We start from the raw sequence: 26,291 nt of genomic DNA, 5'->3' as shown, positions 1-26,291 counted from the left end.
GCAATATTTGGTGAATGCACCTCATCGTATGAGCCGCCGCGAAGGAACGACGCAATGTCCGTTCTGTGCTGACATTACCGAAGGGCGTGTAAGTGAGGATACGCAGGTATGGCTCCATCCGAACGATTTCCCTCCCTTGCAACCTCCAGTTGGTGAGGCGGTTGTAGTTATTTATAATCGCGACCATGAAAAGAGCTTCACCCAGCTGACCGTGGATGAAGTGTTCGCGGTGACGAAGCTCTGGCGCGAACTGTATAACGATCTCTCTTCGCGCTACCCGGCGGTAATGATCTTTGAGAATAGCGGTGAAGCTATCGGCCAGACGCAGCACCATCCTCATGGACAGGCCTATGGCGTCTCTGTCTTACCTCCTGTTCTGGAGCGTAAGTTGGAGACAACGGTACTCGAACATGAGGCTGGCCGCGGGTGTCCCTTCTGCCGCATGCGCGATGAATTGACGGATACCGATTTTGAGGTGGCTCACAATGAGACCTGGCAGGCGTTCTTGCCCCCCTATGTGCGCTATCCCTATGAAACGCATCTCTATTTGAAGCGGCATGTGCCTAGCCTGGCACAAACAACCGACGAGGAACTGCGCGACCTCGCTGCCATGCTCCTGAAGGTCATTCGTGGCTATAATAATCTCTTTGATGGCGCGATGGCTCCGATGCCCTACCTGCTAGGTCTGCATCAATTGCAGGACGAGCGGTTCCACTTCCACGTTGAGATTCTTGCTATTGGACGTGCGCCGGGTAAGCTTAAATTCGCCGCCTCCTCAGAGTCTATCTGGGGCATGTGGACCAACGACTCCGCTCCGCAGCAGAAGGCGCTGGAACTGCGACAGGCTATTGAGAAAGAGATGGAGTAGTAGCATGGAGAGAAAGCAGTATCCACAGCCCGCCCTTGAGGCGGCCCAGAAGTTCGCTACGGTTTTCCAGGACGATGGCGTGTACGCAGGTCCGCTCAGCGCTGCCTGGGCGCCGGGTCGTGTCAATATTATTGGCGAACATACAGACTATAATGACGGCTTTGTCTTGCCACTGGCGGTCGACCGTGTCTCGGCCTTTGCGGGCCGCACGCGCCAGGACCAGGAGGTGCGCCTCTGGTCAGCGCATTTTGAGGAGTATGCGCAGTTTTCGCTTGAGCAACTGCCTGGCTCATTTGAGCAGCAGCGCCAGGGACTTCCCAGCTGGGCGCGCTACATCCTGGGTGTGGTGACCGAACTGGTACGCGCGGGCTTTGCGCTCAAGGGCTTTGGCGCGGTTGTGGCTGGCGATGTGCCCCTGGGTGGTGGTATGAGTTCTTCGGCGGCCCTTGAGGTGGCGACGGTCTATGCCTGTGCCCAGTTCTCGGGTGGGCAGCTCAAGATTGGCGAGGAGAGCCAGCCGTGCCCCCGGTGGGGGTTACAGAAAATGGAGGTCGCGGCGCTCTGCCAGCGTGCTGAACACATTGCCTCTGGCCTGCGCTCGGGTATTCTGGACCAGGCGGCCTCATGCCTGGGGCAGCCCGGACAGGCGGTCTTGCTGGATTGCCGCTCGTTTGCGTACCAGTATTTTCCCTTCTCTGACCCAGAGGTCGCGATTGTAGTCATAGATACCAGCGTGCGTCGTGAACTGGCGAGTACGGCTTATAACGAGCGTCGCCAGCAGTGCGAGGAGGCGGCGAGCCTGTTGCGCGAGGCGATCTTGCGCGATGAGCCGGAGAACGCCCAGGCGCGTGAGATCAAGGCTCTCCGCGATATTACGCCTGAGCAGTTCGCGCGCTACAAAGATCAGCTTCCTGAACTCTTACGTAAGCGCGCGGGCTATGTTATCGCCGAGGACGAGCGTGTGATGCAGGTTGTGGAGCTGTTAAAGCGCAATGATTTTGAAGCTGTTGGCCAGGTCCTCTGGCAGGGCCATGCGGGTTTGCGTGATGAGTACGAAGTAAGCTGTTCAGAACTGGATGCCCTGGTGGACATCGCGCATAGCGTTCCCGGTGTGCTCGGAGCGCGTATGCTGGGTGGTGGCTTTGGTGGCTGCACAATTAACCTGGTGCGCCAGGAGGCGGTCACCGCGCTGGCACAGGCCGTCGAAGAGCAGTATCCCGAGCGCACAGGACGCCAGGCCAGCATCGACATCTGTCGCGCGGCAGGCGGTCCCGGCATGGCGGTCCTGGAGTAAGCTACCTGCCTGGCTGCATCCTGTCGAACGACGTCTACAGGTGCTCCGTGTTCCTCATGTTGCACGATGCGTGTGGAGAGGTGGCGCGGAGCACCTGGCTTTAGTAAGGGAGCTGCTATGAAGCTTTTTCTTTCGACCGATTTTGAGGGAACAAGTGGGATCGTGGCCTGGGAGCAGATCATTGAGGGCAATCCTGAGTACGCCCAGGGGCGAAAATTGCTGACTGACGAAGTCAACGCTGTAATCGCTGGCGCTCAGGAGGCTGGCGCGCACGAGTTTGTCGTCAATGATGCCCATCATGCGATGCGCAACCTCCATCCCCAGGACCTGCTGGGGCGTGCGACCCTCATCACTGGTCGGCATAAGCCACTGTATATGATGCAGGGATTGGATGCCTCCTTTGATGGCGTCTGTTTCGTCAGCTATCACGGTTCGATTGGGGCCGAGCGCGCGATTCTCTCGCATACCTATAATCCTGGGGCGATCTGGGAGGTGCGCATCAATGGCGAGGTCGTGGGCGAGTCTGGTTTGAATGCCCTGGTCGCGGCGCATTATGGTGTACCTATTATTCTGGTGAGCGGTGATGCGGTAACCGCCCAGGAGGTGCAAACCTTTGCTCCCCAGGCTGAAACGGTTGTGGTGAAAGACTCTATTGGACGTTTTGCCGCGGTCAACCTGCATCCAGAGGTAGCCTGTGAGATGCTGCATGCAGGGGCAAAACGAGCTGTTGAGCAGCTAGCACAGACACAACCACCCCATTTCAAACTGCCCATCACGCTGGAGATAACCTTTATGGTGGCGGATATGGCGGACATGGCGCTCTGGATTCGCGGGGTGGAGCGCCTCGGCCCCCGCACCGTGAAGGTTGTCAGTGAGCACCTGCTGGACCTCTATTGTACATTTGTGACGATTGTCACCTTGACACGCTCGCTGGTAGATCGCTAAAGCAGATTTGTAGGTTCCCAGCTGGCTTGGACTCCGAGCGAAGTGACCTCCCAGCGTCAAGGTAGCGTCCTGTGGGCCAGGCGAGTCCATACCAGCTTAGACCCTACAACAGCCCTCTAGGCGTGTTCGATTTCGACAAGGGGAGCTGCCTGAGGCATGGTGACGCCAGCTTGCTGGAAGAACAGGCTGTATCGGCCAATCTGGATGTTGTCTCCGTGATGCAGGGGATAGCCAATGCCGCTGGTAAGCTTGCGCCCATTGATGAACACTCCTCTGGCGCTGCGCTGGTCGAAGAGCACAAACTGATCATTGACACATTTGAGTAGCGCGTGGTGGCGCGAGGTAAGGTTATCTTGCTCCAGAAGAATATCGCTGGAGCCAGCGCGCCCCAGAGTGATGATCTCGGATGGCTCTAGCTCGATCTCTATGGGGGTTGCATTGTAGGGCGAGGTAATGGTAAAGCGCGCTTGCGTTATTGCAACCTCTTCTTGTGCATCTAATGCAGTAATAGGCTCTTGCTGGGCCTCGGGTTGAGGCTCATCGACTGGCTGGGTACCGGGTGGTGGCGTGAGCGGTGGCGTAGGAAGCGGTTGTGCGATATCTGGCTCGGGTTGTGGTAGCGTTACTGGTTCCTCGGGAGCAAGTGGCTCTGTGCGTGGCTCCTTTGGCTCAGGCACCTCTGTTGGCTCTGGGGGCAGCGATGGCTGTTGTGGTTGTGGTTGAGGACGAACGGGTTCTGTCGGCTTCTCAGGTGCGGGCTGTGTAGGTTGAGGCTCAGTGGGAATAGATGGCTCCTGTGGCTGAGGACGTGTGGGTGCAGGTTCAATCGGTGGCTGGACTGGCTCTGGCGCGGCAGGAGGGATGGGCTGCGCGATATCCGGCTCGATGCGTGGTTGTGGTTGTGGTTGTGGTTCTGGCTGCTGTTGTTGTTCTATTGCCGGAGTAGCGCCTGGAGCGTGAGAAGACGCCAGCATCTCCAGGAGCGAAAGAGTATTTGATGTCTCAGCCTGTCTCATTGGTTCCAGTGGGGTGGTATGACTGGTTGGTGTGGTCTCCGATGTAGGTGTAACCGGGAGGGAAGGGGTGAGCAGCGAGGCCAGCAATCGCTCGAATTGAGAGGGTTCTGGCGCCGCAGGAACGATCTCTTCAGGTTGCTGTTCCTTGTCTTGCTGAGCGGTCTGTGCCTTAGCCTTCTCTGAAGCTGAAGCCGCGAAGATCTCTTTGAGCAGGTCGAGTGAAAGCACGGTTGTCTCAGGCATTTCAGCAGCGCCTTGCTCTGCATTGCCGAATTCGTTTGGTAAGAAAAGGGTGCCTTCTAGAGCCTGGGCGAAGGCTAGCACAGTGGGATAGCGTCGCTCGGGGTTGGGATCGAGGGCGCGGTGGAGAATCGTCTCTTGCTGTCTCGTAACGTGGGGATTGAGAGGGAAGAGCGAAGGTGGGATCTCAAACTGTTTCTGGCGCAGGACCTCCTGGGGGCGACCAATAAATGGGAGGCGGCCAGCTAGCCAGAAATAGAGCATAATAGCTAAGGCATACTGATCGCAAGCGGGGCTATAGTGACGGTGCCACTGTTCTGGTGCTGCGGTTGCGGGTAGTAGAAGAGGCTGTAGCCCTCCCACATGCTGCGCGAAGTAGGTAAAGCCTGCGTCCGCGACCTGGAGCGATGTGGTTTCCGTAGGGTTAGAGATTTCTTCATTGAGAAGGACATTGGAGAAGGTGAGGGCACCATGGATATACCCATGAGTATGCAGGTTATGGAGGGCCTGTGTCAGTGGCACAAGCTGCTTGATCGCGACCTGTGGCAGCATTGGTGCTTGAAATTGTGCTCGCCCGGCATCGCCAAGCAGGGAGCCAGCCGCAAAGTAGGTGCGTGTGGCGTACAGGCGCCCCTCGAAGTCGCCATAGTCGATGAGGGCTGTGAGCTGTGGGTGAGCAATCAAGCTGATATCTTGCATCTCATGGAAGAATTGATAGCGAGCAGAATTGGGGAGCGCAGGCCATGGGTGCATGACTTTAAGCGTCACTATACATCCGAGATGGGAATCTTCTGCGGCATAGCTCTGGCTGATCAAGCTACCCCCCAGGGCGCGCACAATGCGATAGCGCGCAAATATTTGACCTTCTGCCAATTCTTGCATACTTTCACCTCACAATGCGTATTCCAGTGCTATGAAGCATGGGGATATCGGTGCTCGGACTTATGCTTCGCGTCGTTATTGTAGCATACCCTGCTCGCCAAGAATAGAGAGAGACCTGGAACACCCAGGATAGCCCAATGGTGGGAGTGCCTTGTCTTCAGGGAAGGACACTACTATGCTGCCAGTGTGACCCGGCGATGACTAAAACGTCGTAGAAATAAAAGATAGAGAAATTATTTGATGAATACGGATATCTCACAAGAGGGCGATGCTCAACATAGCTCTTCAAGCATACACACTTCCCCGAATGCCCAGCAGGGACATCTGCTTGCTGATCCATGCGTTATTGCCCTGGGTGTAGCTGTAATCTTTTATGCTGCCTCGCTTACGCATCTTTTGCCGGGCCTGGGTATTTGGCACGCCGTGCTGGATATGGGTTTACTCATCTGTATAGGGGCCTTGCTACTCTATAAAGCCTACCAGGTTGCGTGTGCGCATGTATGGCCTGCCAGGAGGCGCCAACGCGTGGTACTGGATGCCTGCCTCTTGCTCTTGATGGGTTCTCTCCTCTTCTACGGTGCCTCCTGGCAGATGTTCAAGGCCTATACCGATGCCGCGAAATACAATTGCTATGCCCTAGCTTTCTGGCAGGGCCTGGACGCGGTCAAGACCTTACCTCCAGCGCAATGTGAGTTTATCTTTCGCCCGGTCACTTTTGACCAGGTGGCCGCGCCTCAGACACAGCAGCATGTGCAGCAACCTCCATCTCTGTTAGACCAGGCGGAGCGGTATGGCATTCCCGCCTCCTGGGTGCATCAACTGCGCGCCTGGCAGCCTACCTCGCAGCCCCTGCATACGCTGCCGAATGAGTATCCATTGCCCGTATTGCTGCCATTCTCGCTGGGCCTTTTAGCACCACAGGGATGGTACCAGGTCAGTTTCGCCATCTGGATGGCGTTGCTAGCAGGCCTACTGTGTTATCTGCTGGCGCACTATCGCACACGGGAGGCGGCCCTCTCGTGTGCCTTTTATCTCATTACCGGTTGCTGGGCGACGGCGGTGGGCCGTTTTGACCTGTTGCCAGCGCTGTTTACGTTGCTGGCGGTCGTCTACGCGGCCCGCTCGCGTTGGGGCTGGGCATTTGCCTACCTGGCCCTGGCCACACTCTGTAAATTTTACCCGGTATTGCTCTTGCTTCCCTTCCTGCTCCAGCAGCAGCGCCTGGTGCAGGGGAACTGGCGTGCCTGGCAACGCTGGCTTCCCCTGGTGGTCTTTGGGCTTGTGTGCGTGGGCATTGTTGTTGTTTCACTGCTCTTCAGTGTAGAGGGAACCTTGAAGCCTCTGACCTACTTTGGTGACCGCCCAATCCAGGTAGAGTCGCTGCCCGCCTCGCTAATGTGGCTCACGAGCCTGGTCACGGGACTGCCCTTGACCTTCAAGTTTACTTATGGTTCCTTGAACATGTTTGGCGCGCCCGCGCAAATCATTGGTAGTCTGAGCACTCCCCTGTTGTTGGTAGGCCTGGCGTACACCTACTGGCTGCAATGGCGAGGCAAGATCGGCCTGGCGACCAGCTCACTCTTGACGCTCCTCCTGGTGATTGGTACCAGCAAAGTGTTCAGTCCCCAATACTTGATCTGGGTGGCGCCGCTGGTGGCCTACGTTGGCCAGGCAAACTGGCGCTGGATGGTGTCCTGGGGACTTTTGGGTGTGCTGACAACCTTGATCTATCCCTATATCTATATCTCCGTCTCGTTGCAAGCGGTTCCCCAGCAGCCGATCTTCTTTCCCATTGTCACCATACGCAATTTTATTCTGGCCGGTTTTATTATTGCACTCCTGGTAGCAGGTCAACGCGGGCGGCTCTCTGCGCGTTCGCAGGAGCCTTCACATGCCGCGATTTCATGATGTCGTGAGGCTGGATAGGTAGCAAGAAGGCCCAAGTCACATACGACTTGGGCCTTCTTGTCTCTCTGGTGGATAATAATGTTTTCAGGCCTGGTGTGCAGGCTTTTCCCGCGTGAGCATTGCTGCCTGGGAGTGACGGGGCCCCCAGTAGTAGAGGACCAGGAAGGTAGCTATAGGGGGGAGCAGTGTCGTCAAGAAGTCCCAGCCATTCCAGCGCCCAAAAGGCGAGCTGGGAAAGAAGAAGAGGTAGAGGAAATGGATGGTAAGCGTAAATTGCAGGGCTGTACCCACCAGGGCGCGCGGCAGGCGACCACGCGCGGGTAGGCAGATGCAGGCCAGACCTATGACCCAGGTAATATACCAGGGGAAGAGCCAGGTGATGACGAGGTAGAGCAGCGATAGGAAGGCGATACAGGCCAGTGCCCATACTTGAATACTGGGTTTACGCCAGAGCGCGACCAGGCCTGCTAGCATTGAGGCGCCTATGACAATCACATTGATGATCCGCCAGACAACGGGGGCTGCCAGCACGGTAAAGATTGTGTAATTGACACCCCCCTGCTGACTCTTGTTCCAGTCGAGCCAGCGGCCAGCGGCTTGCTGAATGGAGTTGTAAGATAGGTAGGAGGATGGTGGGGACGAGAAGCTCTTGATAATATCGGGAATGCTATGTCTCAGGCAGAAAGGCAGGTAGAAACCGATCACCAGCACCGCGCAGAAGGCGCCACCAATGAGGATATCCCTGCCTGCCTCTAAGAGCTGACCCCGAAGCGCTTTCCCTTGTTGAGCCGCGGCCAGCATAGCACGCCGCCCCATGAGCACGAAGAAGAGCAAGACCAGGGGGGCGCAGGAATACTTGATCAGGAGCGCGATAGAGAAGCAGGCCAGCGCGGGCAGGTAGTCGCGTACCCTCAAGCGCTCTGTGAAAGCGCGTAGTTCGTGCTGTAGCCAGCAGTAGGCCCCCAGAAGGAGGAAGGTGACCATAACCGTATCGTTATGGCCGCCCAGGCCGTTTTCTTGTAGCATCAAGGGATTCCAGGCATAGAGAAGCATGCCCAGGGTGACTGTGCGCTCAGAGCGTCCCAGTTTGCGGAGAATCAAACCCACCAGGAGAATATTACAGAGATTGGAAGCCAGTGCCAGGAGGCGATAGGTCAGCAGGTAAGACAAGATATTTGTGCCTGCCAGGGTTGAGACCAGTGTACAGATGAGTACCCAGAAGGGGCCATAGGCGCATGTGGCACCCCGCCAATCGTCATACAGATTGAGTTTATCAGGGTAGTTTGTGAGCAGCTCAAAGTAGGGACTGGCATGATAGGCTGAGACCAGTCGTCCGTAGCCAGCGTATACAAAGACATCATTGGAGAGCATGGCTGGCGTGAAGACGAAGCAGAGGCCAGCCAGGAGCGCAATTGCCATAATCCAGCGTTGAGTGACGCGGTAATTTGCCTGAGCGGGCTGGCGTGCAAGCCACCAGGCGCTTATGCCATAGACAAGAAACGCGAGAAGGGTCGCACCAATAAAGAACACCAGGCTGGTATTTTTCACTGATCTGGCAGGGGTGCCCACGAGATGGAGATCTGTTGGGAGCCAGGCACTCAAGCTGAGAAGTGCATTGATGAAGGGCGCGATCCCATTCATATGCTCTACCCCAACCAATCGTGAGAGGGGTGAGAGCATCAATACTGTGCAGAGCAGGAGCGCCAGAGCACAGAGGCCGAGTGCTCTCAGGGAGGGACTCGGCGCCTTTGCTTCTATACTGGTATTCGCTGTGGCCGGGAAACGTTCTGATATGGTTGAATGCATACGGTAAACAAACTCCTGGCTACATACTCAAACGCAGATCGCTTTCTGAGTCGCTAGAGAGGCGACCTGGGGACGGTTAGCGCGAGAGAATGTAGCAGTAAATGGTATTGCCACCGGTGATGGTATGCACAATATGCGAGCGCCAGGGTTCGGGTATCGTAAACCCGCGCTGTTGCAGGTGCATTGGCCAGACAAGGTAGTCGCTTTTGTAGGTGTGATCGGATGGGGTCACCGTCGAGAGGCTGAGCTGTTTGGGTAAATCCTGATTGTAATAGTACCAGCTCCGCTCATCCTGAGGGCCGCTCCCCAGAGTCGTTAAGGAGATCGCCACGAGACCAACCCTGGCGGATCCTTTAGTGTGGTCAGCCAGCCAGAGGACGGCATCGCGATAACCTGGATAGGCCACTTGCAGTGAGGCATTTTCGTTCGGAAAAAGTTCACTGGTATAGCCCTCGGCATCCCGAATAGTCACGAGGCCGATCAGGTGTGGAATTGTGAGGATGAGCACCATTAGCGCAATGGTGATCCCTGCACGGGCGTTCAAGGGCGTATAAGGGCGTACACGTGAAATTTTCTGCTCATCGAGAGGCGTCCCATCTGCCGCGACTGCCTGGCTGCTTTTCTGAGCCCAGGGCAGACGGCGCCGGTAGCGTAACAGGACTGCCAGGCCAAAGGCTCCACTGAGTGCGATAGGAGGCGCCACTGGCAGATAGTAGTGTGTCCCCACAACGATATTCAGCAGACTATACATCGCAATAGCGCTTACAAGCCAGATTGAGAGAAAGGCCAGATTGGCCGCCTCTATTGGGGCGACAGCGCTGGGGGTACGGTGATAGCGAATGAGCTTGACCACGGCATACACGATAAAGCCGAGCGCTGGCAGGGTTAAGAAGACACTGAGCTTGGCCCCCAGCATGTAGAAAATGGTCCAGCTTGGCATATGCTCGTAGGAGGCTCCGGCCATAAAGGTGAGATGCCCCATTGTAGAGTGATTCCACTCATAGAAGAAGCTTTCAAAGAGCTTCACAGGTGGATTGGTCCAGATGGCGGGATCAACGAGCAGGAAAACGAGTAGCGAAAGCAGCATGGCGCCAATCCACCATTTCCATGGTGGTTTGCTGGCATCGCCCAGGCGAGGGCGGATGAAGAAGGTATAGTAGAGCGCATAGAGCACCATACCTGGCACCAGGAAGACGGCGGGATATTTGCTATCAGCTGCCAGCCCCAGGAAGACGCCTACCAGCAGGTACATCCAGGGACGCTGGACCGCGTACCACAGTAGCAAGAAGGCGATGGTCGCGAGCGTGGTCATGGTCATATCCAGATAGGCCAGGGCGCTAAAATAGGCCAACCAGGGGCTGACCGCCAGGCAGAGCGCCGCCAGCGTGGCCACGGTACGCCCGAAGGGGCGGCGACCAAGCCAGTAGATAGCCCCGATCAGGAGCACGCCCATGACGATACTGGGAACGCGCTCGACTTGCAGCTCTGTGAGAGGATGTCCCAGGTGGGAGTTACACGCCAGGGTGAAGCCAATTAAGAGCTTTACCAGCGGAGGATGCTCGTAGTTGTAGTGCCAGGCTGGCGAGGTAAATTGTAGATGGGTGAGGAGGGAAAAATAGACTTTTCCGCCCCAGATATAGACAATCTCGTCGGTAACCATGTCAAGCTGGTTTGCGAGCTGGATGCGTGGAATAAGCGCCACGATGAGCAGAACGAGGACCACACAAATATCGATAATAGCAGGGCGTGTAAGCCTAAAACGTGAGGTGGTGCCGCTCTGGATCGTGCTCTCTTCCTGGCGTTCGGTGAGTTGTTTGATCATGCTTGGAAAGCCCCTCCGCCAAGATGTTATGTGTCAAACGAAGCGTGTTGATGTGTCAGTGAGCTATTAAGAAGCTGTAGCCGTAGTATATATAGCATACTCTGGTAGAGTTGTCGAGCAAATAGCACGAAACGCATACCACTGTAGCATGCACAAGAGGGCGTCTGCATGTGCAGACGCCCTCCTCTTATTCTGTTTTATACTATGCCAGGTTAAACGCAGTCGTGAAGTGCTTGCGCGTTGGTGACACTGCGGAGCTTCATGAGCGCCACGACTTCGAGTTGGCGTACACGTTCTCTGGAGATACCGAGCTCTTTGCCCACCTCCAGCAATGTACGGCTGCGACCATCACCTATGCCATAGCGCAGCATCACGACTGAGCGCTCTCGCGGCGTGAGCACGGCCAGGGCGCGGTGGAGTTCTTCGCCAAGCAGGTGGCGCGAGGCTGTCTCGGCTGGCGCGGGAGTGGTATCGTCTTCGAGCGTATCGCCCAGCGAGTAGCGTGTTTCATCGTCAACGGGTGTGTCGAGGGAGACTGGCTGCTCGATAACTCCGAGCAAATTTTTGACCTCGTCGACCTCAAAATGACAGGCCTCCGCGATCTGCTCAGGCATAGGATCAAGCCCGTTTTCCTGAGAGAGTTGAGCAGAGATGCGGCGAACCTTGCGCAGGCGTGTCGAGACGTGTTCAGGGAGATGGATCATGCGCGATTGCTCGCCAGCGGCGCGGCTGACGGCCTGGCGAATCCACCAGGTAGCATACGTGCCGAAATGGCAGCCACGCTGGTGGTCAAACTTCTCAGCGGCGCGCATTAAACCCAGGTTACCCTCCTGGATAAGATCGATCAGGGGGACACCTGTGCTGGTGTAGCGGCGTGCAATGGAGATGACCAGGCGCAGGTTGGATTCGACGAGTTTACGGCGAGCTATGGTGTCGCCTGCCGCCGCTCTTTGTGCCAGGTCGATCTCTTCCGCGTGTGTGAGGAGTCCATACCCGCGAATGTCACGCAGGTAGCTCTGGAAGGCATCTTCAGAACCATTGGCCTTGGTACTGGTTACCCCACCGCGATGGGTATGTGCTGATGAAGTGCTATCCTCATCGCCCTCTTCGTCGTCGTCATCATCATCATCACTCAGCAGGGCTGCGATCTCGTCTTCCAGCACCGCAAAATGGGGAAGAGATTCGGTTGTACGTTGCTCTGTAAGTGCCTCGTCGATCTCAATGCCCAGGGAAGTGGTGAATTCTGCTAGCACATCCTCGTGGCTAGTAAGCCTGGATCGACGCTCATCACGAATAGGATTGGCAATTGCCATGCTTCCACGCTCCCTTCTGGAAATCTACCGACAAATCAGCGTCGGCTCCATGGCCTGGTCTACAAAATAAGCATTCAGCTTATTGTGGCAATCTTTGGCTTCTGTCTGTTTATCTATACGTCCTAAGTGTAGTCAATGCCGCTTGTTATTACATCAGGTAATTACCTTAAATCGAGTAAGGTTCTAACCGTATCTTGTAGGGAAATAACAGTAGGCAGTTTTGTGCCAGGTCCAGGAACCCACGGTTGCCTCCGTCGATGCTACAGCATAGCCAGAAAAACGGGATTTTGAGGTTCTATGCCTTAAGGTGATTTTTCTGAAAGCAGGTTGCCTGATTGTGGTAGAGCGGGTAAAGATGTACGCCTCTTTTCGGGAAAGTGCAAAAAAGCACCGGTCTGGCTGCTTGCTACACCGGACCGATGCTCTTACTGCATGTAGTATGCGGATTCAAAGAAATTATGCGCGATGGGTATTTAATGGATTATCGAGGTCAGTGCCGTGATCGTAGAACGTTTGCAGGGTGTCACCTGTATGCTCGCTGGGGCGCTGATCCCAGCGCATCTCTCTGGCCTCGGCCTTACTGACCATAAGATGGACGTTTTCCTCATCAATTGTTGAGATCACACTATAGGGAATATAGCGATCCTTGTGGAAGAGGAGTCCTTTCTGCACCAGGAAGGAATCATCGTAGGCCTTTTCGATATGCCCCAGGTCCTCATTCTCTGCTGAATATACCTGCATCCCCTTATGTATATTATTCGATGTCCACTGTGTCATGTAGTTTTACCTTCCTTTCTGTCGAGTGTGAATGTCACAATGCAAAAGTTGACCTTATCATCTGCCTATCTCGCCATATTCACGTGTTAAGTACCAGAAAAGTTTCATTTTCTCTTCTTCTCAGCTCGCAAGCTCGCATGGGTAGGGAATGTGGGCGTGGCGCGCATTCGCGCGCCACGCCCACATTCCCTACCCATGAGGAGCGGTGTTACAGACGGAAAAGGGAATATTTGTGAGGGCTTGTAGCCTGCCATGATTACATCCCTTACCCCGAGGAGCGATGTCACAGGGAATATTTGTGAAGCTCTTTGCCTATCTGCACGAGCCTTCCAAAAAGGGTAAGGTGTGTGGCGATGGTGGCTGGCGCAGCCAGCCACCATCGCCACACACCTTACCTCTCTGAGCGCCGCAGGCGCGAAGAGCTACTTGACTCAACCGTACAAAAGCGGTATGATAATCCCTGTAAATAAAATCTATAAAGTGACTGCGAACGAGCGGAGTAAGGGAAACGCGGATTGCCAGAGAAGAGAGGCCACCGGGTGAGAGCCTCTTTCAATTTAGTCCCCTGAACGTGGCTCGGAAGTCGAAGAACTGAGATGCACAAAACGTGTAGTAAGTTCTTCCGGGTGTGGCCCGTTATTGCTGCACATAAGGATAGTCTGACCCTTGTCATGGTTGGGCGGGTCGACTATCGAATCAAGGTGGTACCGCGAGCGCTGCCCTCGTCCTTGTTTGACGGCAGCGGAATGTCTCTACCTGAAGGAGTACCACGATGAGTTTGCCCGACCGCTACAATTTTCGCTCCGCTGAGCCGCGCCTGGCGCAATTCTGGCACGATGCCCAGACCTACGCTTTTCTTCCTGATGGCTCTGCGCCTGTCTACACGATTGATACCCCACCCCCTACCGTCTCTGGTGAACTCCATATTGGACACTGCTATTCCTATACGCAGGCCGATGTTATCGCGCGCTTTCACCGTATGCTTGGTGAACGCGTTCTCTACCCTATGGGCTTCGATGACAATGGCCTTCCTACCGAGCGCTATGTTGAGAAGACCATCAAGCGCAAGGCCCTGGAGATGGAACTGCCCGAGTTCCTGGAGCAGTGTCATACCCTGATACGCCAGACCGAGGAGCGCTTTGAAACGCTCTGGCGGCGTTTAAGCCTGAGCATTGACTGGCGCTATCGCTATTCCACCATTTCGCCGCAGGCGCAACGTACCTCGCAGTGGTCATTTATCCAGCTCTACCAGGCGAAGCGTGTCTATGCGCTCCCGGCCCCCACCCTCTGGTGTCCCGAGTGCCAGACCGCCATCGCCCAAGCGGAAGTTGATGATACGACACTGCCAACGCGCTTCTCTACCCTGGCTTTTACGCTGGAGAATGGCGCGACACTTCCTATTGCGACCACGCGCCCAGAGCTGCTGTCAGCCTGTGTCGCCATTTTTGTTCACCCTTCGGATGCGCGCTATGCTGGCTTGGTTGGGACACATGCCTCGCTCGCGAGCGCGTCTTTCTCCTCCAGAGAGCGTATCGAGGCTCCTATCCTGGCGGATGAGGCGGTCGATCCCGCCAAGGGGAGTGGCGCGGTTATGTGTTGTACCTTTGGCGATTCCACCGATGTTCGCTGGTGGCGCACCCATCAACTGCCCCTGCTGGCGGCTATTGGCCGTGATGGACGTATGACGGAACTGGCGGGACCACTGGCTGGCCTCTCGGTTCCACAGGCACGAAAACGCATCCTGGAGATTCTAGCGGGGCAGGGATTGATCTTGCAGCAAGAGACGATTGAGCATAACGTCGGCGTTCATGAACGCTGTGGTACGCCCGTCGAATACCTGCACACGCGCCAGTGGTTTATTCGTGTCCTGGATCAGAAGGAGCGTTTCCTTAAGGCCGGGCGCCAGATTCGCTGGACGCCTGCCTTTATGCAGGCGCGCTATGAGCACTGGGTCGAGAATCTGCAATGGGACTGGTGTATCTCGCGCCAGCGCTTCCTGGGTGTTCCCATTCCCGCCTGGACGTGCCGAGCCTGTGGCCAACTATTGCTGGCCTCGCGGGAGCAGTTGCCGATTGACCCGCGTATCACCGCGCCTGGGCACCCCTGCTCTTGCGGCTCGACGGAGTTTGAGCCTGAGCGCGATGTTATGGATACCTGGGCGACCTCGTCGTGCTCGCCCCTGATCATCGCGAACTGGGTTGATGATCCAGAGCGTTTCGCGCGCCACTTCCCGGCCAGCCTGCGTCCTCAGGCGCATGACATCATTCGGACCTGGGCCTTCTATACCATCGTCAAGGCCCTATACCATGCCGGTGAGCTTCCCTGGCGCGAGGTCCTGGTCTCGGGCCATGCGCTCTCGGCGGAGCGCTCAAAGATCTCAAAGTCCAAGGGGAATAGCCATACAGGCGGACCACTGGAACTGGTTGAGCGCGAGTCGGCGGACGCGCTACGCTACTGGGCGACCTCGATCAAGCCCGGCCTGGATACGCCCTTTCATCCTGAGCTGATCGCCAACGGTCGTCGCCTGGTCACAAAACTCTGGAACGCGGCCCGCTTTGCCGCGCGTCACTTGCAGGAACTCTCGCCCGAGGAGATAGCCTCTACGCCTGAGCCGAATGGACTCCTGCCAACGGATCGCTGGCTGCTGGCTCGTCTGGCGCAGACCATTGAGCATGCCACCAGGGAACTCATAGAGAACGACTATGCCGCCGCGCGTGCGGAGGTCGAGCGCTTCTTCTGGTCGGATCTCTGCGATAACTACCTGGAGCTGGTCAAGGCGCGGTTGTATAACGATATGGGCGAACAGACGCAGGCGGCCAGGTGGACGCTCTACCAGGCTCTACTGTCAGTCATAAAGCTGCTGGCTCCATATATGCCTTTTATCACTGAGGAGATCTATCAGGGTCTCTTCCAAGAGAGAGAGGGCGCCTCCTCGTTGCACCTGGCGTCCTGGCCCCAGGCGCCAGCGTGGTGGCAGAATGCACGGTCTGAGGCGGATGGGCAGGCGCTACTGGAACTGCTAAAACAGGTTCGGCGCTATAAAGCGGAGCAGGGGCTCTCGGTCGGGGCAGAACTGGAGCGCCTTGAGCTAAACGTTCGCCCGGATCTCAAGGGTACGCTTGAGGCCGCCCTGGTCGACCTCAAAAGTGCCACGCGTGCACGTGAATTAATCTTCACGCCGCAGGAGATGGAGGCAGGAGTGAGCCTTACCAGGCAAGAGGCGTTGTAGCCTGAACGTTTAAAAGTTGTATGCAGTGCGCTACTTACGTCCGCGCCTATGCGTAGGCGCGGACGTAAGTAGCGCATAGTCCTTCTCTACAGCACAGAAGCGATCATTGCAATGATACCAAAGACAACTGTCAAGTCTCTGAAATGATGAACACTAGAAGAGGGGTAACTAAAACCTCCCCGGCATGAATGCGCGGGGGTTCCTGTTGCTCACCCACCGTTTCCTTGCTCACCTGACGGAGAACAAGGCTCTTGGTGGGGATAAGCAGGACTTTCGAGCCGACGCGCTCGGGCACGGACAGCTTTCCCAGAAGCCAGCAAGCCCATGCTTCGGGGCAGCACTTGCCCCTCATTCGCACGTTGTTGCAGCCCCTCCATCACGGCTTGCAGGCGCGGCTCCGCACCTTCCCAGACGTGCTGGGTGACAGAGGGGATGGTGTGTTCCGGTTCCAGGTGGGCCAGCAAAAAGGCCGAGTACAAATCGCGTTGCACCGGCCCTAAGCCGCAAGGGCAGTGGTGCCAGCGTTGTGATCTCGGTTTCCTCACATACTGCCCACAGTGATGGCAATACTGACTCAGTTTGGTCTTGAAAGCAGAGACTTCGCTCAGGGCGCCGCCAGTTTTCGCAACTATGCGGGCCAGATGCGCTAGAAACAGCCCTGGGGCGCGAAGTCCAATACTCTTGCCATACTGCTTCTGCCATCCTTTGAACGAGGTTTTTTCGATGGTGATGGTATTACCCACCTGGGCAATGCGATGCGCGAGGTTGCCATGGAGGCTTTTGCGGTGCGCGGCGAGTCTGCGCTCCAGGTTGGCATGCTGTCTCCTGGTTGCTTGATACCTCTTGCTCTCTTTCCAGTGCAAGCGTGCTTTGCCCTGTTTCTTAGGGAATATATGCCGAAGGAACGAACGAACATTTATATCACTGAACGACAGAAGCGACAACTTGAAAAGCGTAGCCAGGAGGAAGATTTACCAATGGCTGAAATTATACGCCGGGCCTTAGATGCCTATTTAGCGTGGGATGACCCAACGTATCAGCCTACACCTCCCACCCACCAAACAAGGAAGAGCCATTCATCCCCTGGATACATCACAGGGGCTTTCTGGCTCGTTTCCTGTAAAGACACAGAGAGGAAGCTCATTTCAGGTGATAGAATGCGTACCTGATCCTCTCTGTGCTGTATGCTTTACTGAAACTTTCCTCTCCGCTGAGCGTGTTACCCTGTGAAGTCGAGAAAGGTTCCTCCTTTCAATGAGTTCACCAGATGGCGAGAAAGCATATCTTTTCGGGTATCTCTACAATTGCCCTCTCAACAACCACGCTATATGGCAACTCTTCTTTCTGTCCTTGAACGGTGAAACATTCTTTTATTCCGTAAGTGTTCCCAGAATGGAAACGGTTGCTATTTGTGAGAGTCGTCCCCGTCATACTGCTCCTTCTTGTATGAAGCAGTATGTGCACCCCCTAATCGCAGGGCTACATCTGCAAACCAGGGCCGGAAGTGTTAACCATCTGACTCCTTAAGCGGTGTGGTCTGCTTCTGAGGAAGAAAGAAAGACATATACATGACTTCTCCGCATTTAGAAACAACTACGACGAAATGGGCACGACGACGCGATATCCCTCTTGCCATACTGGCGTGGACGGCGTTGGCAGGTCTTGTTCTGTGGGGCGCGAGTCATATCATCCATACGCTTCTACTGCTGATAATTGCGGTCCTTCTAGCCTATGCACTGGCTCCTGGTGTTAAGCTGCTCCATCGTTTTATGCCTCGCCTTTTGGCGATCCTGATTATGTACGTGTTGGTGCTTAGTGTGCTCAGTTTCCTGATCTATCTAGTGGTGACGACGACAATAGACCAGGTGCGCGCCCTGGCCAGTTCTGTCCAGACACTTCTCACTCCCAAGGGAGCTGGTCAGCTTTCCCCAATTGAGCAGACGCTGGGTTCCATTGGCATCTCGCACACACAGATCTCGTCGTTTGGTTCACAAATCACCTCTCGCCTTGAAGGAGCTGCCAGGGATGCAGTCCCCTTGGTCAGCGGAGTGGTAAACGCCATTTTAGATTTGGTGCTGATCGCTGTACTGAGCGTCTACCTGCTTAATGATGGGACACGTATCTCCACCTGGGTTCGCAAAAACTCTCCTCATGTGGCGCGTGCCAGTACCGTTTTGGACACGCTCCAACGGATCGTTGGTGGCTATATTCGGGGTCAGCTGATCATGTCAACCCTCATTGGGGTTCTAGTGGGTGGGGGCATGTTCATTTTTCATGTTCCCTACGCTGTCTTCCTGGGAGTCATGGCATTCGTCCTGGAGTTCATTCCAGTGTTAGGAACACTAGTATCTGGAGCTATCTGTGTGTTGCTTGCGCTGACTCAGGGATGGCTTATCGCGTTGGGTGTCTTGATCTACTTCATTATCGTTCACATCCTCGAAGGCGATGTCATTGGCCCCCGAATTGTAGGCCAGGCGGTGGGATTACACCCGGTGATCTCTATCGCCGCTCTGATTGCAGGTGCTGAACTTTTTGGTATCTGGGGAGCTCTCTTTGCTGCCCCTGTTGTGGGTGTGCTTCAAGTGCTCGTCGTGGCCCTCTGGATAAACTGGCGACACACACGTCCAGAACAATTTGAACAGGTGGAACAGCAAGCTTTGGAAACAGTTGATGTAAATTTGTCTGCCCCTTCCAAGATAAAAACGATACCGGAAGAACTTGTGTAGAGGAGTATCGAACGAACAGCAGAAACGCTCGATTGGGACTGAGACTCGGAAAGGGAGCAGTTCACGGCAAGGCTTTCTTTCAACCAGGGGAAGACAGGCCAGAGAGCAAAGAGGAAGAGGCGGAAGTGAAACGACATCACTTCCGCCTCTTCCTCTTTGTTCTCCAGAACCTGGTTACATGGTGACCGCTATTCCCTTTTTCTCCAACAACTCATGGATGTTACTCAGTAGTTCCTCTATGTCGTGAGGTTCTATACGCTTACCTTCATCAAGAGGAGGGAATCCTTCTGACACAACTTCTCTGTTTCCAACGGTATCAGACTCTACAGAGTATCGCGATAGAATCGCCTCTTTCCAGCCTCTGCCAAAGTGAGTCAACACCAAACACCGGAATTTTGAGGGGTTTTCTGTCGGGATCCCAACTATGCCGCAGGGTCGTTCTGAATGGTGGTGTGTCTTGATCTTCTTTTTTCAGCTTTCAGCGAGGTTTTGAGGCCTCTTTTTCCACGCTCACCGTCTGGTAAGGGTGTCTGCTCAGGGAATGGTTTGCGAAAGAGACCTCTGTCGAGGTTTGCGTCTCGTAGGTCCACTTTATCAAGGTTGGCCTCACGAAGGTCGACTCCAGCCATATTCGCTTTGTGAAACCTCGCTTTGCCAAGGATGGCTCCAGAGAAATCCACGCCGCGCAGATCCGTATTGTTGAGGTCAGCGCCATTCAGGCTTGCGTTATGGAAGAGAGCACCGCGTGCGTCTACCCCATACATACGTGTCTTCATGAGATTCGCGTTGCTGAGATCGGCTCCTCTGAGATCGGCATGGCGCAGGTCCGCTCCGTGGAGGTCCGCCCCTCGTAAGTTTGCTTCACGTAGATCGGCTTCAGTCAGATCGACTTCGTGGAGATCGAATCCCGTGAGATCTGCTTTGTGGAGATCAACGCCATGAAGCTCTGGCTCGAATGCCTGTATTTCAGCATAATCGTGTCGCCATGTATTCCAAAGTGTTTTGCCTTCCGCGAGACGCTCAAGAGGGGATTGATTGACCATATACCTCACCTGCGGTTCTACTTATTGCATCGATTACATGTTTCTGAAGGCTGACATAGGGAAAGAAGAAATGCACCAGAGAGAACGAGACCATCTCAAACGGCAGATGTTGCTGATGAGGGGGAGTCCATGCAAAGTTGTATGAACTCCTTTAAGTATACCCGCTTTCTGGGCAAGGAGCCGACCAGCCATCGCGACACCAGTTCAACGGATGGGCCTGCATGCTACGGTGGGGGTGACCGCTCGCTCGACGAGATTGTCGCCGATGCGTCCAGTGGCGCAGGCGGCGATGAAGCGGCTGGGGCGATCTTGGACGAGGTATCCCCAGCGTTCACCGGCATCAGCTTCCTCCTGGCTTCCTCTTCTCTTAAGCCGTTATCCGTCGCAGCGGAGTACCAATTTGATGTAAATGGCTCAAGATCTCTGTCAAGGATTGCCAGACACTTGTCTCATGATAGGCAATGGCATATGCCTGACAAAATTCCTTGACAATAGGTTGGGCTGCCTTCAACTGGTTACGAGCCATACTCGGGAATAAATGATGCTCAATCTGATAATTTAAGCCCCCATAGCAAAAATCGGTCACGGGATGGGCATGGATATTGCGAGCCGTCAGCACCTGCCGGTGCAGGAAATCCATGGCACTCTCTTTCTCAAGCACTGGCATCCCTTTATGATTGGGCGCGAAAATCGCTCCGAGATAAAGCCCGGTGAGAGCCTGATGCACCACTACGAAAAGAAAGGCCGGCCAGAACGGGAGCAGTATGAACACGCAGGCCAGGTAGACCACAACGTGTGCAAGCATCAGAACCCATTCGAGCGCATAATATCTCGCCTTCTTGTGCAGTAGGAAGGTAAAACTATTATACTGAAGTCCTATAGCGACCGTCAGCAATGCGGGAAGGAAGAGCCATGCCTGGTATTTCACGAGTATTTGCCTGACCCTCCCCATCTTAGCAAGGTCGGCTGTGCCAGTAAAATCGAGGAGAGGGATCGCAAGGTCGGGATCGGTGTCTACTTGATTGGGATGGCTATGGTGTGCATTATGCTTCTCAAGCCACCACCCATAACTCATGCCAATCAGTAAATCTCCCCCGATGAGGCTCACGAGGTCGTGTTGCCAGGCGTGATGAAACATCTGCCGATGTCCGGCTTCATGGCTCAGTAAGCCAATCTGCGTCCAGACAAACGCCAGGTAGGTGGCATTGAGTAGTTGGAGCCACCAGACGTGGACCAAGAGGAGGAAGAGCACACCAAGTCCAAACATAGCGCAGAGCAGTGCAATCCGGTAGATGTAGTACGTTGGCTGCTTCTCCAGCAACCCTCGTTGCTTCAACACGTGTTTTAATTCAGCATACGTTCCCTGGGTTGTCTCCTGGGAGGAAGACGTCAGTGGTGACATATGCGAGGGAGAGAGTGTCTGGTGCATGGTAATTGTCCTCGATTCTCGTATGGAATGCTTCCTGAGTTCCAGGGCATAGGGGACACCAATAGAGAGCGTAGCATTGCTGCTAGCATGTCGTGCTCTTTGGGAAGAGCTGTTCATTCTGCGGAAGCTCATCCCTTATGGGCTTTGTATCCCTGCTCATTCATTCGAGGTCCAAAAAATTCGATGCGGTAGACACCATCTGGACATATGATCTCATGATAGTAGCAGAATTGGGGGAAGATGCTGTGGAGATCACTCCGGTCATGCGCCTCCTGTGATACCAGGAGAGCATACCCCTGTATTGCCTTGGCCCTGTCTGAATACTCATGGACTTGCCCATCAGCAGTAATCACGGTGTAATGGGTCGTAGAGGGAAACTGCATACAAGGGCGAAGGAAGAGAATATTACTGTGCGTGCTGCCATTGAGAAGCGCGGCAACGTCCGAAGGGAACCAGGCTCTCCAGGAAGCATTGGTAGCATGGCCTCGTTTGGGGTCGAGATAGCAGACGGCATATTCAACCCCAGAGACGACCTCCGGCATTACTTTGGCGTTTCCATAAATGAGAGTGTACACGTTTCTATTTGGCCTCCATGTCTCAGAGGCTGCTTTCAAATGCTCCCACCGATGCTCGCCATAGAGCAGAACAGGATTTCCTGCCTGGTAGCTGATATGTGCTTCTTCTGGTGAGGTTTCCATCCAGGTGGAGATTGGGATGGAAACGTTGGTACTCTTCTTGGCAGGCAACTGCTCTGGTAGCTTTGATTTCCAGGACTGCGACAAAAGAGGAACGTCGACATCAGTGAGCTGCTTCATGGCCCATGTGAAGTCGGGAACAGAAAGCTCGCGACCATCGCGCAATTGTGCATGATATGTCCTCTCAAGAAGCCATTGTTCGCTCTGCTGTTCAGAAAATGGGGTAGTCATTATCATCATCTTCTCTCTTCATTATATGTGTTCTAAAGGAGCGAACGGAAGCGTAAACCAGAAAGTTGATCCCTCTCCAGGAGTGCTTTCGACGCCTATCCGACCGCCATGGCGCTCAATAAGTGTTTGGCTGATATAGAGACCTAAGCCCAGGCCCATCCCTGATCCACTTTTCGCCTCAATCTCTTCTATCCGATAAAATTTTTCCCAGACCTGCTGCTGTTGTGTTTCAGAGAGACCTGGCCCCTGATTATGCACTGATACGCGTACCATTGTTTCTTCTTGCTCCAAGTGAACATCTATCGGCGTGCCGGCTTCAGAGTACTTGAGCGCATTGGAGAGAAAGTTGTTGACCACCTGTCCAACACGGTCTGCGTCGGCCCATACCTCTGCCTGGGGAAGCAGGGTATGCCAGCGAATCGTACGCGTAGGGGCAAGGATGCGCTGATCTTCAATCACCTCGCAAACAATCCTGACCAGGTCGCACCGGGTACGCTGCAGGGTGAATTGGTTCGTCTGGATACGCGAGATATCAAGAAGATCATTGACCAATCGATTTTGCCTCTTGATCTGGCGCTCGACACGATCAAGCAAGCTCCGAGCCGTGGTAAGGGCCTGGGCCATGGTCTCGTCGAACGTTGTTTCCGGTTGTTGAAGGTGTGTGAGCTGGAGTTGTGCGAGTTGAAGATTCCCTTTCATGGAGGTTAATGGTGTTTTGAGTTCATGGCTGGCGATACCAAGAAACGCATCCATCTGGCGTGCTGTTTCCTGCAAGGCTAACTCACGTGCCTTCGCTTCGGCTTGTTCTTGCAGGAACTGTTCACGCTCGGTAACATCCTGATTCATCTCCACGATGACCGCTGCTTGACCAGCCTTCGCAGGCACGAAGATCTGGCGGCTCTCCACGATCAAGCGTTTCCCATCACGCGATGTCTGGGTGAGTTGCCCTTGCCAGTGTCCACGTGTGGCCAGGACGAGAGCGACCGCCTCACGCGAAGCGTAAAAGCAGGTCTGCAAAAGGGTGTGGATATCCTTCCCAATAGCTTCCTGCTCGGTCCATCCATAGAGCGCAGTCGCCCCCTGGTTCCAGACGAGAATACGGTCGTCTGGGCTATGGATGATGATAGCATCGTGGGCTTGCGCAAGGAGATCTCCCTGCACCTGGACGTTCTGCGAGCGTGACGTCTGTTCCTGATATGTTCTCATAAGATACTCAGCAAAGGGACGCGAAGGGTCCGTTGGTGTTACAACCCTCCAAAAACGCGCTCTTCCTCTAGCGGCTTGCTGCGCTATGACATGGATACCAATTGTATTCATCACCACCATGTTCCGTTGTGCCAGGAGCGGATGGAGGACAGAAGAGGAACGAACATCGTCTTGTTGGGCGCGTTGTTGCTCAATTTGCTGAGGGGTATGCCCATAGTACACACTGGCAGCATGCACTTCCTGCAACAAATCATGCTCTGACAGCACGAAAATGGCGTCCAAGGCTCGCAGCAAGTTCATTCTCCGATTCAGCAAGACGAGACGACCATGGGCAAGGCGCTGTGCCAGATCCTCATGAGGAGGAAGAACAGTTGCAGCCTTCTCGATTTTGCGCGTGAGACCAACAAAAGCGAGCCCATCCAATTTTCGCTCGAGGAATGCCACCACCGCAGCTGTCTTTCCCTCCTGCCAACCCTGTAAGAGACCTAAGCACATGTTCCCCTCATATCGTCGGCTGTGCGTCGAGACATTCAGGAGGTGGTCTTTACATGCACAGATCCAGAGGGCATGAAGATAGTGGACAGTTTCAGCAACAGAAAATGCTGAGAAGCGCCGCTGCCCATGTACGTCCTGAATGAAGTCAAGACTTGCCTCAAATTCGGATTGTAGCCGCTCAAACGCTTCGAGTTTCTGCGTTACCAATACCGTTCTAACGATTGCTTCTTCCATAACAAGCTCTTCTTTCTTCGCAGCTCACACCTGGGAGCTGCCAGAAAGAGGCTCTTTCGAGGCACACTCGTGGCAGCACCTGAGAGGCGTTAGAGTTGTACATTGTGGCGAGGTGAAAGGCTTCCCATCTCAAACGCGGCATCAGATGCGCCGCCATCGTCGAGCCAATGTCCTATTGCCTCGGTCTCGGAGGCGTTGCCATCATCACGCCAGCATTCCGTTACCTCAGCCTCAGAAATCACCTCCAAGAAGGTGTCATCAGGACGGTACGTTCCGGCTCTCGTTTTCCGCATCACCTGGGTTGCAGGAGCAACGCATGGTCTTCCTCGCTCCTGGTCATAGCAGTCATAGACCATCTGATCAGTGCGCGTTGGGTGCGGTCTCTGCCCTGGAGGAAGGGGGGTGACCGGCGGGCCGAGCTTAGATGTCGGCCATGCCGGGTAGACATACGGAGTTTGAGCATGTCTCTCCGGCATGGTCGTCTCTGCGAAGTTGCCTTGGCTTGCACTGTCTTCTCTTGCAGAGGAGCTCTGCCCAGATGGAGAGACGCCTTGAACGATCACGACTGTTTCTGGATGCTCATCTGGTTGTGCGTTTCTCATCGCCTTGAGTGGCGGGTGTGTTTCTTGAATGGTGCTCATAGGAGTTGCCTTTCTTGCGAGAAACCAGAGGAGCGCTTCTTTGGTTGAAGGCGTGTCAACCGGGAGCGGACGCTTGAAACAGTGTCATCGAAGAGATTGTGTCGTTTTTTCTCAGTGGGCTCGTTGGCGCCGGTCCTGTATTTCTCTGAACCAGAGAAGAGTGATCAGGAGGACAAAGAGCACTAAGGGGAAGAGGAAGAGTTCCATAATCATGTGATCCTGTATGGTTTGCCTCCAGATGCATATGCCTGAAGGTAGAGAGGAGGCACAAACGCGAGAGCGCGAACGCGACCATTATGGCAATCATGTCTGCTGAGTGGGGAGAAGAGCGCTCAGAACGTTGGTAGTTACGAGGGACATGGTGTGAGAGGCTTGACTCAAGAAAAGATCTATGAGCTACTTTTAGTATACACTATTTCTGAGAAAAATACAAATATATATCTAAGCTATGATATTTTGATTTCATTGCTTTTTATGAAAAGTTCAACTATTAAATAGAATATCCCCAGGATCTGGGGATATGAAGACGCAATTCACGCTCTTCCTGCTCGCTCAAGGGGGGCAGGGGATATTTCTGGGGGCGAGCCATTGCTCTTTTCCTTCTTTCTCTCCCCTCATTCTCTATCATCTCTGCCTCCCTACTGTTGCTCAATTGCTAGCTGACCCACCAGGTTACACTCAGCCGACACGCACTGGCCGACCAATTTCTTTCACCTTCTGTTGTTCTTCTTTAGGGCGTATCAACGTATAGCCAACGCCAGTCACGGTGAGAATAGAGTGTGGGTTACTCGGATCAAGTTCCACTTTCTGGCGGAGATGGCGTATATGTGCTTTGACCAGACAGGTATCACCATCGCCATCATATCCCCATACATGGGTTACGATTTGATTGGCAGTGCAAACATCATTGGCATTCATAGCGAGCAGATGGAGTAGCTTACTCTCTGTCGGCGTCAAATGCACAGTTTTTCCACGAATTCTCGCTTCATTATGCAGCGAATCAATACACACAGGTCCGACCGTTAACACCGAAGAAGGGCGACGCTCCAATGTTGAACGCGCGCGTCGACTTACAGCCCGAATACGTGCCAGTAATTGTGAAGGGAAGAACGGTTTGCGTAGATAATCATCGACCCCTGACTCCAAACATCGTATTTCATCCTGCACATTTTTGCCCTCTGTGATCACCAAAACAAGCGTATCATGCTTCGTACGTAGATCCTCACACATACCCAGGATATCGACGCCTTTTAGTACTGGATCCACAATGACGAGGTCTGGCTGCTGCTCCAACCATTCACTCTTCGCTTGCTCGCAAGTATACGCCCAATAGACTTTATATCCAAGTGTTTTGAGCCAACTTACGAGCATTTCCACCAAATCACAGTCACTATCAATAACCAGTATTTTCATCTGGTCTGCTCCCTATCTATCAGCCGGCTCACAAGAAAGCTAGCGACCAACCCCACAATCAGCCCTACAAGAAGGCCT

19 protein-coding genes and 1 pseudogene are annotated in these 26,291 nt (G+C 54.5%); 8 read left to right on the top strand and 12 right to left on the bottom strand.

Features of this window, described 5'->3' with window-relative positions; translation table 11 throughout:
* Positions 1-28 precede the first annotated feature (28 nt).
* The 3 genes from galT to KRAC_RS04835 all read left to right on the top strand — a co-directional run bounded on the left by galT (position 29) and on the right by KRAC_RS04835 (position 3,107).
* The gene (gene galT, locus KRAC_RS04845; RefSeq protein ID WP_169460857.1) at positions 29-868 is read left to right on the top strand and encodes a galactose-1-phosphate uridylyltransferase; all 840 of its coding nucleotides are present in this window, start codon (positions 29-31) and stop codon (positions 866-868) included.
* Positions 869-872: 4 nt separating this feature from the next.
* On the top strand, positions 873-2,162 hold the full coding sequence (gene galK, locus KRAC_RS04840) for a galactokinase (RefSeq protein ID WP_007904948.1): 1,290 nt from the start codon (positions 873-875) through the stop codon (positions 2,160-2,162).
* A gap of 117 nt (positions 2,163-2,279) precedes the next feature.
* Positions 2,280-3,107: a M55 family metallopeptidase gene (locus tag KRAC_RS04835; protein ID WP_007904947.1), complete on the top strand. Its 828-nt coding sequence runs from the start codon at positions 2,280-2,282 to the stop codon at positions 3,105-3,107.
* 116 nt (positions 3,108-3,223) lie between these two features.
* Here KRAC_RS04835 and KRAC_RS78100 read toward each other — a convergent pair whose 3' ends face one another.
* On the bottom strand, positions 3,224-5,245 hold the full coding sequence (locus KRAC_RS78100; protein ID WP_007904946.1) for an FHA domain-containing protein: 2,022 nt from the start codon (positions 5,243-5,245) through the stop codon (positions 3,224-3,226).
* Positions 5,246-5,485: 240 nt separating this feature from the next.
* Between KRAC_RS78100 and KRAC_RS04825 the strand changes: the two genes are divergently transcribed.
* Entirely contained in the window at positions 5,486-7,153 is a 1,668-nt protein-coding gene (locus KRAC_RS04825; RefSeq protein WP_007904945.1) for a DUF2029 domain-containing protein, read from the top strand.
* An 84-nt stretch (positions 7,154-7,237) separates the two neighbouring features.
* Here the strand turns inward: KRAC_RS04825 and KRAC_RS04820 are convergent, their stop codons facing one another.
* The 4 genes from KRAC_RS04820 to KRAC_RS04805 all read right to left on the bottom strand — a co-directional run bounded on the left by KRAC_RS04820 (position 7,238) and on the right by KRAC_RS04805 (position 12,871).
* Positions 7,238-8,959: an MptA/MptB family glycosyltransferase gene (locus tag KRAC_RS04820; protein ID WP_007904944.1), complete on the bottom strand. Its 1,722-nt coding sequence runs from the start codon at positions 8,957-8,959 to the stop codon at positions 7,238-7,240.
* Positions 8,960-9,035: 76 nt separating this feature from the next.
* Positions 9,036-10,781, bottom strand: a complete 1,746-nt coding sequence (locus KRAC_RS04815; protein ID WP_007904943.1) for an ArnT family glycosyltransferase — start codon at positions 10,779-10,781, stop codon at positions 9,036-9,038.
* Between the two features lie 212 nt (positions 10,782-10,993).
* Positions 10,994-12,094 carry a sigma-70 family RNA polymerase sigma factor gene (locus tag KRAC_RS04810; protein WP_007904941.1) on the bottom strand — a complete coding sequence of 367 codons (1,101 nt, stop codon included), beginning with the start codon at positions 12,092-12,094 and terminating at the stop codon, positions 10,994-10,996.
* Positions 12,095-12,550: 456 nt separating this feature from the next.
* The gene (locus KRAC_RS04805) at positions 12,551-12,871 is read right to left on the bottom strand and encodes a DUF2171 domain-containing protein (protein WP_007904940.1); all 321 of its coding nucleotides are present in this window, start codon (positions 12,869-12,871) and stop codon (positions 12,551-12,553) included.
* Positions 12,872-13,218: 347 nt separating this feature from the next.
* On the opposite strand from KRAC_RS04805, the gene KRAC_RS78095 reads away from it, so the two are divergent.
* Complete coding sequence (locus tag KRAC_RS78095; protein WP_274532081.1) at positions 13,219-13,341, top strand: hypothetical protein; 123 nt, start codon at positions 13,219-13,221, stop codon at positions 13,339-13,341.
* A gap of 302 nt (positions 13,342-13,643) precedes the next feature.
* On the top strand, positions 13,644-16,100 hold the full coding sequence (locus KRAC_RS04800; RefSeq protein WP_007904939.1) for a valine--tRNA ligase: 2,457 nt from the start codon (positions 13,644-13,646) through the stop codon (positions 16,098-16,100).
* A gap of 209 nt (positions 16,101-16,309) precedes the next feature.
* On the opposite strand, the pseudogene KRAC_RS04795 reads toward KRAC_RS04800, so the two are convergent.
* Positions 16,310-16,972 (bottom strand): annotated as a pseudogene (locus KRAC_RS04795) (transposase); the annotation flags it as partial.
* Here KRAC_RS04795 and KRAC_RS68935 point away from each other — a divergent pair.
* On the top strand, positions 16,856-17,269 hold the full coding sequence (locus tag KRAC_RS68935) for a ribbon-helix-helix domain-containing protein (RefSeq protein WP_338010112.1): 414 nt from the start codon (positions 16,856-16,858) through the stop codon (positions 17,267-17,269). The pseudogene KRAC_RS04795 and the gene KRAC_RS68935 sit on opposite strands and share 117 nt — an antisense overlap.
* A 399-nt stretch (positions 17,270-17,668) precedes the next feature.
* A complete protein-coding gene (locus KRAC_RS60800; RefSeq protein WP_007904936.1) occupies positions 17,669-18,826 on the top strand; it encodes an AI-2E family transporter in 1,158 nt (385 codons plus the stop codon).
* 422 nt (positions 18,827-19,248) lie between these two features.
* Here KRAC_RS60800 and KRAC_RS60795 read toward each other — a convergent pair whose 3' ends face one another.
* From KRAC_RS60795 to KRAC_RS04760, 6 genes are all read right to left on the bottom strand, one after another.
* Positions 19,249-19,869 (bottom strand): pentapeptide repeat-containing protein, encoded by a 621-nt coding sequence (locus tag KRAC_RS60795; RefSeq protein ID WP_007904934.1) that lies wholly within the window; start codon positions 19,867-19,869, stop codon positions 19,249-19,251.
* Positions 19,870-20,236: 367 nt separating this feature from the next.
* Positions 20,237-21,298 (bottom strand): fatty acid desaturase family protein, encoded by a 1,062-nt coding sequence (locus KRAC_RS04780; RefSeq protein ID WP_007904933.1) that lies wholly within the window; start codon positions 21,296-21,298, stop codon positions 20,237-20,239.
* A 128-nt stretch (positions 21,299-21,426) separates the two neighbouring features.
* A complete protein-coding gene (locus KRAC_RS04775) occupies positions 21,427-22,224 on the bottom strand; it encodes a hypothetical protein (protein WP_040441907.1) in 798 nt (265 codons plus the stop codon).
* A 21-nt stretch (positions 22,225-22,245) separates the two neighbouring features.
* The gene (locus tag KRAC_RS04770) at positions 22,246-24,159 is read right to left on the bottom strand and encodes a PAS domain-containing sensor histidine kinase (RefSeq protein ID WP_007904931.1); all 1,914 of its coding nucleotides are present in this window, start codon (positions 24,157-24,159) and stop codon (positions 22,246-22,248) included.
* 89 nt (positions 24,160-24,248) lie between these two features.
* A complete protein-coding gene (locus tag KRAC_RS04765; RefSeq protein WP_007904930.1) occupies positions 24,249-24,800 on the bottom strand; it encodes a hypothetical protein in 552 nt (183 codons plus the stop codon).
* 678 nt (positions 24,801-25,478) lie between these two features.
* Positions 25,479-26,213, bottom strand: coding sequence for a response regulator transcription factor (locus KRAC_RS04760; RefSeq protein ID WP_007904926.1), 735 nt, complete (start codon positions 26,211-26,213; stop codon positions 25,479-25,481).
* Between the last annotated feature and the right edge of the window lie 78 nt (positions 26,214-26,291).

Source organism: Ktedonobacter racemifer DSM 44963 (assembly GCF_000178855.1).
Taxonomy (GTDB): Bacteria; Chloroflexota; Ktedonobacteria; order Ktedonobacterales; family Ktedonobacteraceae; genus Ktedonobacter; species Ktedonobacter racemifer.
The sequence above is the reverse complement of the archived record's forward strand: the minus strand, read 5'-3'. Positions and strand labels throughout refer to the sequence as shown.